Source organism: Blastomonas sp. (genome assembly GCF_030373265.1).
In the GTDB taxonomy this organism is placed as follows: domain Bacteria; phylum Pseudomonadota; class Alphaproteobacteria; order Sphingomonadales; family Sphingomonadaceae; genus Blastomonas.
Genome location: NZ_JAUCZC010000022.1, coordinates 54,594 through 69,929 on the forward strand (window position 1 = coordinate 54,594; position 15,336 = coordinate 69,929).

The following is a 15,336-nucleotide window of genomic DNA, read 5'->3' on the forward strand; positions in this document are numbered from 1 at the left end:
GGTCAGAAACTCGCCAGTCCGCTCGCGACCGCCAGGCCGAGAAACGCAAGGAAGCCCATCGAATCGGTTATCATCGTCACGAACACCGAACTCGCCACCGCCGGGTCCTGTTCCAGTCGGTCGAGCATCACCGGCACGATCACCCCGGCCATGCCGGCGACGATGATGTTGACCAGGATCGCGAGCGCGATCACCCCGCCGAGCATCACGTCGGCAAACACCAGCGCGGTGCCTATCCCGGTCAGCACCGCCACCGTCGCGCCGTTGAGCACCGCGATGCGCAGTTCGCGCGCGATGATGCGGCGAGTGTTCGACTGGGTGAGCTGGTTCATCGCTAGCGCGCGCACCGCGACCGCCATGGTCTGCGTGCCGGCATTGCCGCCGACCGAGGCGACGATCGGCATCAGCACCGCGAGCGCGACGAGCTGCTCGATCGCGCCGCCGAACACCGCGATGATGCTGCTCGCTACCAAAGCGGTGCCGAGGTTGGCGATCAGCCAGCGGACGCGACTGCTGTAGGACTGGCGGATCGGCTCGTTGATGTCGCCTTCGCCCGCACCCGACATCCGCAGGATATCCTCGCCCGCTTCTTCCTGGACGATGTGGATGATGTCGTCGACCGTGATCTGACCGACCAGACGGCCTGCAGCATCGGTGACGGCAGCAGAGATCAGGCCGTATTTCTGGAACCTGAGCGCGACCTCTTCCTGGTCCATGTCGGTCGGGATCAGCGTCTGGTCGCGCTTCATCACATCGGTTAGCGCGATGTGGCGGGGGGTGCGCAGGATCCAGCTGAGCTGGCAGGTGCCGACCGGGCGGTGCATCGCATCGACGATAAAGATTTCCCAGAACTCGGTGGTGAGCTCGGCATGCTCGCGCAGATAGTCGATCAGCTGGCCGACGGTCATGTGTTCGGGCACCGCGACCAGATCGCGCTGCATCAGGCGGCCGGCGGATTCCTCGGGGAAGGAGAGCGCATCGACGATCGCCGCGCGATCCGCCGGCTCGAGCTCGGCCAGCACCGCGCGCTGGTCGGCCTCTTCCATTTCCTCGATGATCGCGACCGCATCGTCGGTCTCGAGCTGGCCTGCCAGCTCTGCCACCTGCGCTGCGGGCAGGGCATTGATCACGTCGTCGCGGACATAATCGTTGAGCTCGGTCAGCACGTCGGCGCCGAGCAGATCGGTGATCGCGCGCGCCAGCGGCCCGCGATAATCGCGTTCCACCAGCTCGAACAGGTCGGCGATGTCGGCGGGGTGCAGCGGCTCTACCAGATCATAGGCGGCCTCGTCGTCGCCATCGTCCAGCGCATCGCAGACCTGGCTGACAAAGCCCGGCAGCAGCCGGTTGTCCTCGTCGAGGCTGGTGCTCGCTTCTGCCGGGTCGGCAACCGCGTGGTCGTGGAGCTGGGCGTCGGTCGGGTCGGTCAAGGCCTGCTCCTGTCTGGGGGGATGGGGGTCTCCCGCCTGCGGGAATCACCGTGTGTGTGGCGGTTCGTATCTGCAAAAGCAATCCCGATGCGGCGGGCGTGGCCGGGGGTGACATTCGCTTGCGCGTCGCTATATCGACGGCAGCATTTCTCGTGCCACCAAATCTTATCTCATGCCATCAAAGGACTGCATATGACCGCTGAGACGCTTACCTTTCACATCCAGGACGGCGGCGATGTCGTCATCAAGCTGCGCCCCGACCTTGCCCCCGGCCATGTCGAGCGCATCACCGAGCTGGCCAACGAAGGCTTCTACAACGGCGTGAAGTTTCACCGCGTGATCGCGGGCTTCATGGCGCAGGGCGGCTGCCCCAACGGCACCGGCACCGGCGGATCCAAGAAGCCCGACCTCAAGCAGGAATTCAACGACGAACCGCATGTCGAAGGCGTCTGCTCGATGGCGCGCACGATGGACCCGAACAGCGCGAACAGCCAGTTCTTCATCTGCCTCGCCGATGCGGGTTTCCTTGATCGCCAGTACACGGTCTGGGGCCAGGTCATCGAAGGCATGGAACATGTCCACGCGCTGCCCAAGGGCGAACCGCCCGCCAAGCCCGGCGTGATCGCATCGGCCACGGTGGCCTGAGCTAGACGGTAAATCCTCCCCGGTACGGGGAGGGGGACCACGAAGTGGTGGAGGGGTGTCACGCTCTCGAATGGGCGACACCCCTCCGTCAGGCCTGCGGCCTGCCACCTCCCCTGAAGGGGAGGATTTGGACGCCTCAAATCCCTGCGTCGACCAGCCAGTCGTGGAACAGGCGCACCGCCCGCGTTTCCAGCGCGCGGGGCTTGCAGACGAACCAGTAGCTGTACGGGCTCTCGACGCGCACATCGAACAATTTGGCCAGCCTTGTGTCGCCCGACCGGGTGAGGTGATCGTCGTGCATGATCGCGATGCCCAGCCCCTGCGCGGCGGCCTCGAGCATGAGTGGGCCACTGTCGATATGATCGATCGACGCCGGCTGCAGATCCTCGAGCGCCAGCGCCTTCTTCCACGCGTCGAAGGATTCGGGCATGTCGTTGTGGATCAGGATCGTCTGCCGGTTGAGCTGCGCCAGATCGGGGGTGTTGCCCAGGCTCTCGACCAGCTCGGCCGAGGCGATGGCATAGACATAGTTCCGGTCGAGCCGCACCGAGTGCAACGAGGGATCGGGGTTTTCCGAAAGAATGATCGCGGCATCGAGCGTGTCGCCCAGGCGCGCCTCGCCGTGGCCCGACGTGTCGACGTCGATGTGCAGCAGCGGATAGAGGCGGCGCAGCTCGCCCAGCCGGGGCACCAGCCGCTGGCTGCCGAACAGCGGCAGCATCCCCAACCGCAGCCGCAGCACCCGGCTGTCGTCCATATGCGCTGCGACCGCATCGGCCAGCGCATCGATAGCGGGCGCGACGCTGGCGAACAACGCTTCGCCCGCTTCGTTGAGCTTGAGCTGCTGGTTGTGGCGCTTGAACAATTTCTTGCCGACAAAGTCCTCGAGCCCGCCGATTCGTCGGCTGAGCGCCGATGGCGAGAGCGCAAGCTCGCTCGCAGCCGCCTTCGCGGACCCGAGTCGGGCAACCCGTAAAAACGCTTCAAGGGATCGCAGGGGAGGGAGACGTCGCATGGCCATATTGGCGGGTATTATTGCACTGCAGCGGAAATGTGCAATTGCAAATCGCGCAGGGAGTGCGGTTTTGCGTCACTGGACTTGCATTCTTTGCAATCATCCAGGGTTATTTCGCACTTGCACAATAAGGGTCTCTGACCCATATTGATCATGCCTTTCAGGCATCCTCTCCTAAAAACTTTATCGGGTCAGCCTTCGGGCTGGCCCTTTTTTTGTCTATTGGAGCCTGAAGGCGCGGGCCTAACCAATTGTTTTGCGCTTTGCAAACCCTTTGATTTCCTTGGATTGCCGCACGTAACGCGTCCGTCAGCCTGCACACGTTTGCATGAACGCGCTGTCTACCGGTGTCACCTGGGCCGGGTGTTGTCCGGAATCCGCCAATACACCAAGCGGTGATTCGGCTCGCGAATCACTGATCGATGATGCGGGTGGCAGGATGGTGGCGATCGAGATGCTTGCGGATGATCTTGAGATTGCGGGTGTTCGACCGCCAGAACAGGTCAAACATGTCGCCCGCCAGCGGGACTGCGCCCACCAGCGTGTCGAACCCGACATTGGCCGCCATGCGCGCCAGCTGCAATTTGGACATGCCGAGGTTGCGCGCCTCCCAGACGATATACATCCCCATGGCTCCGGTGATGATATCGCCGACCACCGGGACCAGCCCCAGCGCGAAATCGAGCCCGACCTTGCGGTTGAGGCCGGGCAGGGTGAAGCTGCGCTCCAGCACGTGCTCCATCGCCTCGACCCGCTTGCGCACGGCTGCGGGGTCGGTGGGCAGGGCGGCCGCCAATCGGGCCTGCGCTGCCCTCAATTGTGCCATCTGGTCAGGCCGGATCGACTTCATCGTACACTCCAAACCCCTTGCGCCCTGTTATCTGGGGATGACGACCATATCCGGCAAGGCATGCCAGCCGTCTGCGGTGATCGCAAAGCCAGGGACGTTGCCCGACACCAGCGAAAAGCGCACCGGCGCCCCCAACGGGATGAAGATGTTGCTGGTGGTGATCGAGACCTCGGCCTCGGCCATCTTCTGGGCTCTGGCAGCCGGGTCGGACATGCGCTTGGCCTGTGCCAGCAGCACGTCGCCGGCCTCGTCGCACACCGGTCGCACCACGCACGACAGCTGGTTGAGGAACCACGAAGGCTGACGATAATGCGCCACTTCATCGATCAGCCGCAGATCGGCCTTCTCCTTGGCGCCGACCATCACCCCGGTGATGCCGACCATGGCCAGATCGCGTTTCAAGCGGCCAAACACCAGACGACTGCCAGGGCCAGGCGGCATCGCGATGCGCAATTCGGGTAGCTTTTCCTGGTCCTGCAGCCACCGCGCCACCTGGCCGCGCGCGCGTTCGCGGCGCTCGTCCAGCGTCAGGCCGGTCCACCGGTCGCTGACCAGCGGGGCATAGCGATCCAGCCCCGACGGCACGATCCGGGTCATGGTCTGCCATCCGCGCAGCCCCAACGGATTCATCAGCGCGTCCCGGTCGATCGCCAATGCCACCACCTCGCGATTGGCCGGATCAGAGAGAAAGCCCTGGCCGTTGATCACCAGCAGCCCGAACAGCCCGATCACCGGATCGGCGCGCACGGCGTTATCGGGCACCGCGCCGGCGCTCAGATACGGCAGATGCTGGAACTTGCCGCCCAGCACCACACTGGTTTCGCCCATGGAGAACCGGGCGATCGCGCGCGCCGCGTTTTCGGTCCGCACCTGCAGCGGACGCACCGCGCGGCGGCTATCGGGACTGACGGCGTCATCGACGCGGTCGCTGAGCAGTGTCCAGTACTGCTGGCGGTTCGCCACCAGCGGCCCGGTGCCGCGCCCGTTGCGGCGGATCCCGAGTTCGGGCAGCGTCAAAATCCGCAGCAACTCGGGCTGCGGCGCGAGCAGCCGGATCTCGATCACCCGTCCTGTCATCGCGCGGATATCGCGCACCTCGGTGGTGTCCGCGCCGATCGCGGTGCGCCGTTCGATCTCCAACCGGCGGCGCAATGCGGCGGCGACGTGTTCCGACGTCACCGTATCGCCATTCTCCCAGCGCGCATTGCGCAGCCGGAAAATGTAGCTCAGGCCGTCGGCGGTCACGATCCAGCGTTCGGCAAGCGCCGGCACAATGTTGCCCAGGGAATCCAGCCGCACGAGGCCCTGCGAGGTCGCGGCGCGCAGATACTCTGCAGCAGGCGCCAGTTCGGCGGCATCGAGATTGTTGGTCTTCGACGGATCGATGATCGAAATGCCCAGCGGCGAGCTGTCCGATCCGCTGCATGCCGCGAGCACCAGCACCGCAGCGGTGGTGCAAGACCTGAATGTCCTTGCCAAAGCGCCTGTCATTGTTCGTCTTTCACCGCGGGTCCGATCGGAATGGCGATAGCAGCCCCATGACGATGCGACAACGTGGGGGTAGCCGCGTTGGTCGCGCCGTCGGCACGTGACCGCGGGCTGAGGCAATCCCACGCGCGAGGAAAATCGAACCCGGTGGGAACGGATCGGGGCGGCAACGCGTCCTTGCTCCAGCAATAGCGAGGAACATCATGACAGTGTTTAGCAAAAAGACTTGGACCCTGGGCGCTGCCTTGGCGGCGGCGACCTTGGTCAGCGGGTGCGCCGGTGGTGGCTTTGGCCGCGGCGGATCGGACTTTGGCCGATTTGACTATAACCGGCCGGACCCGGCATACGGCGGCTATGACGCCGCGCGCTACTATCGCGATGATCGTCGCTATCGCGAACGTCGCCTGGGCAACAACGACCGCGTGTATCGCGGGCAGGATGGCCGCTATTACTGCCGCCGTCCGGACGGCACGACCGGTCTGATCGTTGGCGGCCTTGCCGGTGGCGTGCTCGGCAACGTCATCGCACCGGGTGGTTCGAACACGCTCGGCACGATCCTGGGCGCTGCCGGTGGCGCTGTCGCCGGACGGGCGATCGATCGCAACGGCGCGCGCTGCCGCTGATCGACGCGTTCATGCGAAACAAAAAACGCCCCGGAGCGATCCGGGGCGTTTTTCGTATGTGACGCTGGCAGGCAGACTTACCAGCTGTAATACATGTCGAATTCGACCGGCGAAGGCGTGGTTTCCCAGCGCGAGACTTCGGCCCACTTCATCTCGATATAGGCTTCGATCTGGTCCTTGAGGAACACGTCGCCCTTGAGCAGGAAGTCGTGGTCGGCGATCAGCGAGTCGAGCGCTTCGCGCAAGCTGGCGCAGACGGTCGGCACTTCCTTCAGCTCTTCGGGCGGCAGGTCGTACAGGTTCTTGTCCATCGCCTCGCCGGGATGGATCTTGTTCTGGATACCGTCCAGACCCGCCATCAGCAGCGCCGAATAGCACAGATACGGGTTGGCCATCGCATCGGGGAAACGGAATTCCACGCGCTTGGCTTTCTCGCCGGTGCCATAAGGGATGCGGCACGATGCCGAGCGGTTGCGGCTCGAATACGCGAGCAGCACCGGCGCTTCAAAGCCCGGCACCAGACGCTTGTAGCTGTTGGTGGTCGGGTTGGTGAACGCATTGAGCGCCTTGGCATGCTTGATGACGCCGCCGATGAAGTACAGGCACATGTCGGACAGGCCGGCATAGCCATTGCCCGCGAACAAAGGCTTGCCTTCCTTCCAGATCGAGATGTGGGTGTGCATGCCCGATCCGTTATCGGACTTGATCGGCTTGGGCATGAACGTCGCCGTCTTGCCATAGGCCTGGGCGACCATGTGGACGACGTACTTGTAGATCTGCATGCGGTCGGCGGTTTCGGTCAGCTTGCCGAATGTCATGCCCAGTTCGTGCTGTGCGGCGGCGACTTCATGGTGATGCTTGTCGCAGGGCAGGCCCATTTCGAGCATCGTGCTGACCATCTCGGCGCGGATATCGACGACGCTGTCGACCGGCGCAACCGGGAAATAGCCACCCTTGGCGCGCGGGCGGTGGCCCAGGTTGCCGCTTTCATAAGTGCGGCCCGAGTTGGTGGGCAGCTCGATGTCGTCAATCGCAAACATCGATCCGGCATAGCCATCGGAGAAGCGCACGTCGTCGAACATGAAGAATTCGGCTTCGGGGCCGATATAGACGGTGTCACCGATGCCGGTCGACGTCAGATAGGCTTCGGCGCGCTTGGCAGTGCTGCGCGGGTCACGAGCATACAGCTCGCCGGTGCCCGGCTCGACGATGTCGCAGAACAGGATCAGCATCGGGTCGGCCGAGAACGGATCGATATACGCCGCGTCCATGTCGGGGCGCAGGATCATGTCGGATTCGTTGATGGCCTTCCAGCCTTCGATCGACGAGCCGTCGAACATCAGGCCGTCTTCGAGCTCATCCTCGCCGATGACACCGGCGCACATCGTGAGGTGCTGCCATTTGCCCTTGGGATCGGTGAAGCGAACGTCGACCCACTCGATCTCGTTCTCCTTGATCATTGCCAGAATGTCTTTGGCGGTTTTTGCCATCTTAGCTTTCCCTCTTCATGAAATCCGGTCCGAGCCTGTTGCCGGGCCCCCCATTGGTGAAACTGACGTGTGTTCTTGCGGCCTTGCCGGGACAGGCCTCTCCTTGGTGCGCGTGCCCTGGTTCTCAGACCGCGTCGTTATCGCGCTCACCCGTGCGGATGCGCAGAGCCGTTTCCACCGGGATCACGAAAATCTTGCCGTCGCCGATGCGGCCGGTTTGCGCGGCCGCCGCGATCGCCTCGACCACCCGGTCGGCCAGCGCGTCATCTACGACGACCTCGAGCTTCACCTTGGGAAGGAAGTCGACAATGTACTCGGCGCCGCGATACAGCTCGGTGTGGCCCTTCTGCCGCCCGAACCCCTTGGCCTCGGTCACGGTGATGCCGGACACGCCGACTTCGTGCAGCGCTTCCTTCACTTCGTCGAGCTTGAAGGGTTTGATGATCGCTTCGATCTTTTTCATGTGGTCCTGATCATCCTGTACTCGGCGACCGAGCCCTTTAGGCGCGGCGCTGATGGGAAAGAACAACGCGGGTTTCCTCGCATCGTCATGACGTTGTGCAGGAAAGCCGGGCGTGCGCTCCGCGCCGCTCCCGAATCCCCCTTTGTCTGCTACCAAACAATTAACGTGCCAAGACGCAAATCGCTACAAAAGCTTGGCCGTGTTGCAACATTATTGCGAGGGATGATGGAAATGCGGGCAAGCACCATCGCCGTTGCCTATATTTTGGGCAGGGCCAGCAACTTGCCCGCGTCGATCAATATGGCGGGTTGTCGAGCCCGGCCAGGCTCTTGGTGAAGATCTCGCAGCCGGTCTCGGTGATGCCGATAGAATGTTCGAATTGCGCCGACAGCGAGCGGTCCCGGGTCACTGCCGTCCAGCCGTCTTCCAGCATCTTCACAGCGGGCTTGCCGATGTTGATCATCGGCTCGATGGTGAAGAACATGCCGGGCTTGAGCTCAGGTCCGGTGCCGGGGCGGCCGGCGTGGACGACCTCGGGCGCATCGTGGAACAGCCGGCCCAGGCCATGGCCGCAGAAATCGCGGACCACGCCATAGCGGTGCTTCTCGGCGAACGACTGGATCGCATGCGCGACATCGCCCATGGTGTTGCCGGGGCGCGCCTGTTCGATGCCCAGCATCAGGCATTCGTAGGTCACATCGACCAGCCGGCGTGCCTTCACGCCGACATCGCCGATCAGGAACATGCGGCTGGTGTCGCCGTGCCAACCGTCGAGGATCGGAGTGACATCGATGTTGATGATGTCGCCGTCCTTCAATTTGCGGTCGGCGGGGATGCCGTGGCACACGACATGGTTGATCGACGTGCAGCAGCTGTGCGTGAACCCGCGATAACCCAAGGTCGCCGGAATGCCGCCGCCCGCCAGCATCAGCTCGCGCGCCTTGGCGTCGATCTCGGCGGTGGTGACGCCTTCGCGCACGAACGACGTCAGCTCGTCCAGGACATGCGCTGCGAGCCGGCCGGCCTTGCGCATACCCTCGAAGCCTTCGGGGCCATGCAGTTTGATGGTGCCGTCGCGCATCGGCGTGTCGGCGTTGGTGACGGTGACATACTGGTTCATGGTGATTCCATATAGGGGAGGGCGGCCGTTTTTGCGACCCCCGGGATTTGGGTGGACTTAGTCCATTGACTTAGTCCGGTCAATGGATTAACCAGCGCGCATGACCAGCATCGTCAATGTCCACGACGCCAAGACGCATTTTTCCAAGCTGCTCGACCGCGCGCATGCGGGCGAGGAGATCATCCTTGCCAAGGCGGGCAAACCCTATGCCCGGCTGGTGCCGCTGGAGAAACCGAAGGTCGAGCGGCGGCCCGGAGGGCTCAAGGCCAAGATCCCCGACGGCTTCTTTTTTGACCCGCTGCCCGAAGAAGAACTTCGGGCCTGGGAGTGAGCGCCTTTCTCTTCGACACCCATGCTCTCATCTGGTGGTGGAACGACAATCTCCTGCTGCCGAAAGCGGTGCGGCGCGGGCTGATTGACCCGGACAACGCAATTTTCGTCAGCGCTGCCTCGGCGTGGGAGGTTGCAACCAAGGTGCGGCTTGGCAAATGGCAGGAGGCCGAGGAGGCTGCCGAGCAGTTTGAGGCTCTGTGCGAGCGCAACGGTTTTGAATTGCTGCCGGTTAGCGTGACGCATGGCCTGCTCGCCGGATCGCTCCCCGGCGAGCATCGCGACCCTTTCGACCGGATGATCGCGGCGCAGGCGATCCAGGACGACCTGGTGGTGATTACGCGCGATCCGGCGCTGGCCAGCCTGGGCTGCGCCACCTTCTGGGCCGATTGACGCCGCCGCCAACGAACCGCTTGCGCGCCTCACGCCAAGCGCTAAACACCGGCGCATGACAGCTGACGCCCCCGCTCAAAGCCCCCGCATCTGGACCGCCGCGCTGATCGTGATCGGCGACGAAATCCTCTCGGGCCGCACCCAGGACAAGAACGTCGCGCAGGTCGCGACCTGGCTCAACGTGCAGGGGATTCGGCTCAAAGAGGTGCGGGTGGTCGCCGACGACATGGAGGCGATCGTCGAGGCGGTGAACCTGCTGCGCGCGCGCAACGACTATCTGTTCACCACCGGCGGCATCGGCCCGACGCATGACGACATCACCGTCGATGCGATCGCGCAGGCTCTTGAAGTCGATGTGGTGATCCACCCGGCGGCGCGCGCGATTCTCGAGCGCTATTATGAGAGCCGCGGCGGAATCAACGAAGGCCGGCTGCGCATGGCGCGGGTGCCCGATGGCGCCGAACTGATCGAAAACCGCATGTCGGGCGCGCCCGGCATCCGCATCGGCAACCTGTTCCTCATGGCGGGCGTGCCGCATATCACCGCAGGCATGCTCGACGCGCTCACCGGTACGCTCGAGGGTGGTCTGCCGCTGCTTTCGGCAACCCTGGGCTGCTGGGTGGCGGAAAGCGAAGTCGCAGAGATGCTCGGCGCAACCGAGCGCGCGCACGAGGGCTGCCAGATCGGCAGCTATCCGTTCTTTCGCGAGGGCAAAGTGGGCGCGAATTTCGTCATCCGCTCGACCGATCAGGCACGGCTCGATGGCTGCGCGCTGGCGCTGACATCGGCGCTGGAAGCCACCGGGCGCGAGGTCACGCCCGGCGGGATCTGATCAATCTTCGGGTGCGATGGCAACCTTGAGGCCGTCCAGCGCTGCCGTCATCTGGATCTGGCAAGACAGCCGCGAGGTGGCGTTGCGGTGGTCCGAGCTGTCGAGCAGATCGTCTTCATCCGCGCTGATCGGGGGCAGCTTGTCGGTCCAGTCGCCATCGACATGCACATGGCAGGTCGCGCATGAGCAGCATCCGCCGCACAAAGCCAGCAGCTCGTCAAAGCCATTGTCGCGGATCGCTTCCATCACGGAAAGGCCGGTATCCGCCTCGATGGTGCTCTCTTCGCCTGCGCGGTTGATGACGATCAGCTTTGGCATGGAAACTCCCCACAAAAATGAGCCGGGCTATGGCCCCGGTGAACGCGATTGCTATGATCAACGCCAAGCCCGAATGCAAGGGGCGGAATAAAGGAACGCTTCTATGGGATTGTCGGCACAGCAGCTTCATTCCGGCCTCGATGCCGTCGCGGGACAGGAACCGGCGATCGCGCGCGCGCTTGAGATCGCCGGCTATCCCGAGCCGCGTATCCGCGCGCGCGGTTACACCACCTTGCTGCGCACCATCGTCGGCCAGCAGGTCAGCGTCGCCTCGGCGGCATCGGTGTGGGCCAAATTGGAAGCGGCTCTGGGCGAGGGCTGTGCGCCCGATGCGCTGATCGCGGCGGATTTCGATGCGCTGCGCGCTTGCGGCATGTCGCGCCAGAAGCAGGGCTATGCCCGCTCGCTTGCCGAACTGGTGATGACCGGTGCGCTCGATCTGGAAAACCTGCCCGGCGATGACGAAGCCGCGATCGCCGAGCTGGTGCGGATTAAGGGCATTGGGCGCTGGTCGGCAGAAATCTATCTGCTGTTCGCCGAGGGGCGGCCCGATATCTGGCCGGCAGGCGATCTGGCGGTGCAGGCGGGAATCGGGCGGATCCTCGGGCTCGAGGCGCGGCCATCGGAGAAGGAGACGCGGACGATCGCCGAACCCTGGTCACCGCACCGCAGCGCGGTCACCATCCTGACCTGGCACTGCTACAACAACGCGGCGCTCTAGCCGAGCGGGGCTCAGCCCTTGAACAGGATGCGGCCGCTGGCCAGCCGTTCGCGGCTTAGCGAGGTGACCTCCTTGAGGAAGCTGGTCGGCTTCTTGAAGTACTGGCTCTTGGTGTTGATCTTCAGGCCAGCAGCCGTGGCCACCTCGGCGATGAAATGCACGCAATTGGCGGTGTTGAGGTTGTAGCTCTTCTGCTTCTTGTTGCGCCACTTTTCGGTCACCGCCATCACCGCGCGATACTCCGCATCGGTCAGCTCATAGCTGAAATGCGGGTTGGAGCTCGCGATGTACTTGGGCTTGGCCTCGCTGATATGGCCGGTCACCGATCCGAACAGGATACCGGGGCCGGTGCTGGTTGCGGTAAAGCCGACATTGGTGTCCACCGTCTCGCCGGTCGAATTGACCTTGCCCTTCAGCGTCGCAAAGGCGTGCGGGAACTGGCTGCCCAGCTCGTGGCTGTAGAAGGTGATGGTGACATTGGCATAGGCGGCGTTCGCCCACAGCATCATCGGGGCGATCAGGAAGGTGAGCAGCAGGCGCTTGAGCATTATCGAATGTTCCCTTGGGTTGAGCCGGACAGGGCCTGGTCGAGCCATGCCGCCGAATCGGCCGGACTTTGCTTGTCGGCATCCCTGTCGACGCGATAATTGGCCTCACGCATTTTTTCCACCGGGATTGCGCCGACCAGCGGCTTGAGCGCCTCGACCAGTCGCGCATCGCGGGCGGCTGACCGGCTGACCATCAGGATCGCGTCGTAAGCGGGGATCGCGCCCTTGGGATCGTCGAGCACGACAAAGCCGTTGGCGGCGATCCTTCCGTCGGACGAGAACGCCGAGATGATATCCGCTTCGCCCAGCGACAGCGCGCGGTACATGAAGGTCGGCTCGAACGCGCGCCTGCCCTTGAAGCGCAGCGGATAGGCGGCCTGCACCATCTGCCATTCGGGCCGCTCGAGAAACTCGACATCGGTGCCGAACACGAAATCCGGCGCGACGCGCACGATATCGTCGAGCGATCGCAACTGGAGCCGCTTCGCATCGTCCGGGCGCACGGCAAAGGCGTAGGTGTTCTCGAACCCCAGCGGCCCGATCAGCCGCACGCCATGCTGGTCGCTGGCCCAGCGGGCTATTTCGGCGATCATCTCGGCGCGCGGCTCGGGGTCCTGGCGCTGCATTTCGTTGGTCCAGATGGTACCGGCATAATCGACATAAACCTGCACCTCGTCGGTCGCCAACGCGCGGAACACCACCGCGCTGCCCAGTCCCTCGCGGTAGCGCACGGCATAGCCTGCCGCCTCCAGCCTGCGCCCGATCAGCCGGGCCAGAATGTACTGCTCGGAAAAACGCTTGGCGCCGATGGTGACGACAGGCCGGTCGGAGCTTGGCGCAGGCCACAAGGCCGCACCCAGCCCGAGCGCCAGCGCGATCCCCGCCATCCAGATGCGCAGGTGCTTTCGCCAGCGGATGCCGCTTTCGATCAGCCCGAGCAGCAGGTCTACACTGATCGCCAGCCCTGCAGCCGCCAGGCATCCGGCGAGCACCAGCGACCAGTTCTGTGTCTGCAACCCGGCGAAGATCAGATCGCCCAAGCTCGGCTGGCCCACGGTGGTGGACAGCGTCGCCGCCCCGATCGTCCATACCGCCGCGGTGCGCACCCCGGCCATGATCGTGGGAGACGCGAGCGGCGCTTCGACCAGCCAGAGTTTCTGCAAGGGGGTCATGCCAACGCCGTCGGCCGCCTCGACCATCGCGGGCTCGACCGATTGCAGGCCGGTCACCGCGTTGCGCAGGATCGGCAGCAGCGCATACAAAGTGAGCGCGAGCAGCGACGGCAAAAAGCCCAATGGCGAGATCGCATCGCCGAAGATGGCCGACAGCGCCAGCAGCAGCGGAAAGAAAAGCGCCAGCAGCGCGAGGGCGGGGATGGTCTGGATCAGGCTGGCAAAGCCGAGGGTAACCCCTGCCACGGTTCGGTTGCGCGCGGACCAGATGGCGAGCGGCAGCGCGATGACCAGCGCGAGGCCCAGAGCGGCAAAGCTCAGTTGCACATGCTGGGCGAGCAGATCGAGGATGCGGGGCCAGTCCTGGTTCATTGTTGGCCCGCTCTCAAGGGGGGCGCGTAGGTCCCTCGACTTCGCTCGGGACAAACGGAAGAGGGGATTACGTCGCTGCTTTGCGGATACCCTAGCACCCACATCCCCGAGTTCCCGAGCGAAGTCGAGGGACCTTGCGGGCCGCTCACGTCGCCGTTCCCGCCGCCCGCATCGCGGTGATCCGTTCGGCCTGCAATCTGGGCACCGCGACCAGAGCTTCCGCCTCGGGGCCGCAGCCGCCGGCGATCAGCTCGGCGGGGGTCGCGTCGGCGACGATCTGGCCAGCCGCCATCACCCAGATGCGGTCGGCGAACAGCAGCGCCTCGGCCATGTCGTGGGTGACCATGATCGTGGTCAGCCCCAGCCGCTCGTGCAGCGCGCGATATTGTTCACCCAGGGTCTCGCGCGTTACCGGGTCGAGCGCGCCGAAGGGTTCGTCCATCAGCATCAGTCCCGGCTCGCCCGCCAGCGCGCGCGCGACGCCGACGCGCTGCTGCTGGCCACCAGAAAGCTGCTCGGGGAGGCGGGTGGCAAAATCGCGGGGCAGGTCGACCAGATCCAGCAGATCCTCCACCCGCTCGGTCGCCAGCGGCTTGCGGCTGGCGATCCGCGAACCGATGCCGATGTTCTGCGCCACGGTCATGTGCGGGAACAGCCCGACATTCTGGAAGACATAGCCGATCGAGCGGCGCAGCGCGTGCGGCTCGTGCTGCGTCACATCGCGGCCATCGATTCGCACCGTGCCGGTGTCTGGTTCGACCAGCCGGTTGACCGCTTTCAGCAACGTCGATTTGCCCGATCCGGATGACCCGACGATGGCGATGAAGGTGCTCGGCAAAATAGTTGCGCTGACATGGTCGATCGCTTTGACCCGGCCATAAAGCTTGCCCACGCCTTCAAACGCTACGGCAGGGCCGCGCGCCAAGCGGGGGCTGGGAGGGGCGGGAGGGGAGGCCATGCAACGCTGCTTATAGGCAGGGCTTTGCCGTGCTGGCTAGCCACTTGCGCGCGGGTGGGTGGGGGCTTAGCGTCGCGAAAAATCCTCCCCTAAATGGGGAGGGGGACCACGCAGTGGTGGGGGGGTGTCACCCTTTCGCCATTGGTGACACCCCTTTGTCAGGCCATTTGGCCTGCCACCTCCCCTTGCAGGGGAGGATTGGGGGCAGACACTCCAGGAGAGACCACGCCATGACCGACACCAAATCCATCTTCATCACTGGCGGCGCATCGGGGATCGGGCGCGAGGTGGCGCGGTATTTCGGGGCGCGGGGATGGTTCGTTGGCCTCGCCGATGTCAACGTCAAGGGCATGGAAGAGACCGCCGCGATGCTGCAGCCTGGCATGTCCTGGATGCACCGGCTCGACGTGCGCAGCCGCGAGCAATGGACCGCCGCGCTTGAAGCCTTTGCTGAGCACACCGGGGGCAAGCTGCACGTGCTGTTCAACAACGCCGGGGTCGGCATCGGCGGTTTGCTCGAGGAGCACAGCGAGGACGATATCGAGAAGCTGATCGACATCAACTTCAA

The 15,336-nt window shown here is 64.3% G+C and carries 18 protein-coding genes; 7 read left to right on the top strand and 11 right to left on the bottom strand.

What is annotated here, in order from left to right:
• Positions 1–2: 2 nt before the first annotated feature.
• The gene (gene mgtE, locus QUV11_RS13350; RefSeq protein ID WP_300883386.1) at positions 3–1,430 is read right to left on the bottom strand and encodes a magnesium transporter; all 1,428 of its coding nucleotides are present in this window, start codon (positions 1,428–1,430) and stop codon (positions 3–5) included.
• A 192-nt stretch (positions 1,431–1,622) separates the two neighbouring features.
• Between mgtE and QUV11_RS13355 the strand changes: the two genes are divergently transcribed.
• Positions 1,623–2,075, top strand: a complete 453-nt coding sequence (locus QUV11_RS13355; protein WP_300883387.1) for a peptidylprolyl isomerase — start codon at positions 1,623–1,625, stop codon at positions 2,073–2,075.
• A 136-nt stretch (positions 2,076–2,211) separates the two neighbouring features.
• Here the strand turns inward: QUV11_RS13355 and QUV11_RS13360 are convergent, their stop codons facing one another.
• The 3 genes from QUV11_RS13360 to QUV11_RS13370 form a co-directional block, all read right to left on the bottom strand.
• Complete coding sequence (locus QUV11_RS13360; RefSeq protein WP_300883388.1) at positions 2,212–3,096, bottom strand: LysR substrate-binding domain-containing protein; 885 nt, start codon at positions 3,094–3,096, stop codon at positions 2,212–2,214.
• A gap of 406 nt (positions 3,097–3,502) precedes the next feature.
• A complete protein-coding gene (locus QUV11_RS13365; RefSeq protein WP_300883403.1) occupies positions 3,503–3,916 on the bottom strand; it encodes a DUF4112 domain-containing protein in 414 nt (137 codons plus the stop codon).
• Between the two features lie 51 nt (positions 3,917–3,967).
• The gene (locus tag QUV11_RS13370; RefSeq protein WP_300883389.1) at positions 3,968–5,419 is read right to left on the bottom strand and encodes an ABC transporter substrate-binding protein; all 1,452 of its coding nucleotides are present in this window, start codon (positions 5,417–5,419) and stop codon (positions 3,968–3,970) included.
• 212 nt (positions 5,420–5,631) lie between these two features.
• Between QUV11_RS13370 and QUV11_RS13375 the strand changes: the two genes are divergently transcribed.
• On the top strand, positions 5,632–6,051 hold the full coding sequence (locus QUV11_RS13375; protein ID WP_300883390.1) for a glycine zipper 2TM domain-containing protein: 420 nt from the start codon (positions 5,632–5,634) through the stop codon (positions 6,049–6,051).
• Positions 6,052–6,128: 77 nt separating this feature from the next.
• On the opposite strand, the gene glnA is transcribed toward QUV11_RS13375, so the two are convergent.
• From glnA to map, 3 genes are all read right to left on the bottom strand, one after another.
• A complete protein-coding gene (glnA, locus tag QUV11_RS13380) occupies positions 6,129–7,541 on the bottom strand; it encodes a type I glutamate--ammonia ligase (RefSeq protein ID WP_300883391.1) in 1,413 nt (470 codons plus the stop codon).
• 124 nt (positions 7,542–7,665) lie between these two features.
• Entirely contained in the window at positions 7,666–8,004 is a 339-nt protein-coding gene (locus QUV11_RS13385; protein WP_017671887.1) for a P-II family nitrogen regulator, read from the bottom strand.
• A 295-nt stretch (positions 8,005–8,299) separates the two neighbouring features.
• Complete coding sequence (gene map, locus QUV11_RS13390) at positions 8,300–9,124, bottom strand: type I methionyl aminopeptidase (protein ID WP_300883392.1); 825 nt, start codon at positions 9,122–9,124, stop codon at positions 8,300–8,302.
• Between the two features lie 100 nt (positions 9,125–9,224).
• Here map and QUV11_RS13395 point away from each other — a divergent pair, with 100 nt between their 5' ends.
• Genes QUV11_RS13395 through QUV11_RS13405 form a run of 3 tightly spaced genes read left to right on the top strand, consistent with a single transcriptional unit; the run spans position 9,225 to position 10,679 of the window.
• Positions 9,225–9,455 carry a type II toxin-antitoxin system Phd/YefM family antitoxin gene (locus QUV11_RS13395; RefSeq protein WP_300883393.1) on the top strand — a complete coding sequence of 77 codons (231 nt, stop codon included), beginning with the start codon at positions 9,225–9,227 and terminating at the stop codon, positions 9,453–9,455.
• On the top strand, positions 9,452–9,847 hold the full coding sequence (locus QUV11_RS13400) for a type II toxin-antitoxin system VapC family toxin (protein WP_300883394.1): 396 nt from the start codon (positions 9,452–9,454) through the stop codon (positions 9,845–9,847). Before QUV11_RS13395 ends, QUV11_RS13400 begins: the two co-directional genes overlap by 4 nt.
• A 55-nt stretch (positions 9,848–9,902) precedes the next feature.
• Positions 9,903–10,679, top strand: a complete 777-nt coding sequence (locus tag QUV11_RS13405; protein WP_300883395.1) for a competence/damage-inducible protein A — start codon at positions 9,903–9,905, stop codon at positions 10,677–10,679.
• Here QUV11_RS13405 and QUV11_RS13410 read toward each other — a convergent pair whose 3' ends face one another.
• Complete coding sequence (locus QUV11_RS13410) at positions 10,680–10,997, bottom strand: 2Fe-2S iron-sulfur cluster-binding protein (protein ID WP_300883396.1); 318 nt, start codon at positions 10,995–10,997, stop codon at positions 10,680–10,682.
• Positions 10,998–11,100: 103 nt separating this feature from the next.
• Between QUV11_RS13410 and QUV11_RS13415 the strand changes: the two genes are divergently transcribed.
• Positions 11,101–11,718: a DNA-3-methyladenine glycosylase 2 family protein gene (locus QUV11_RS13415; RefSeq protein WP_300883397.1), complete on the top strand. Its 618-nt coding sequence runs from the start codon at positions 11,101–11,103 to the stop codon at positions 11,716–11,718.
• Between the two features lie 11 nt (positions 11,719–11,729).
• On the opposite strand, the gene QUV11_RS13420 is transcribed toward QUV11_RS13415, so the two are convergent.
• From QUV11_RS13420 to QUV11_RS13430, 3 genes are all read right to left on the bottom strand, one after another.
• A complete protein-coding gene (locus tag QUV11_RS13420; protein WP_300883398.1) occupies positions 11,730–12,266 on the bottom strand; it encodes a hypothetical protein in 537 nt (178 codons plus the stop codon).
• Positions 12,266–13,810: an ABC transporter permease/substrate-binding protein gene (locus tag QUV11_RS13425; RefSeq protein WP_300883399.1), complete on the bottom strand. Its 1,545-nt coding sequence runs from the start codon at positions 13,808–13,810 to the stop codon at positions 12,266–12,268. The genes QUV11_RS13420 and QUV11_RS13425 overlap by 1 nt, the downstream gene beginning before the upstream one ends.
• 145 nt (positions 13,811–13,955) lie before the next feature.
• A complete protein-coding gene (locus tag QUV11_RS13430; RefSeq protein ID WP_300883400.1) occupies positions 13,956–14,768 on the bottom strand; it encodes an ABC transporter ATP-binding protein in 813 nt (270 codons plus the stop codon).
• Between the two features lie 230 nt (positions 14,769–14,998).
• Between QUV11_RS13430 and QUV11_RS13435 the strand changes: the two genes are divergently transcribed.
• Positions 14,999–15,336: SDR family NAD(P)-dependent oxidoreductase (locus QUV11_RS13435; RefSeq protein WP_300883401.1), on the top strand; the 338-nt coding region annotated here is incomplete at its 3' end.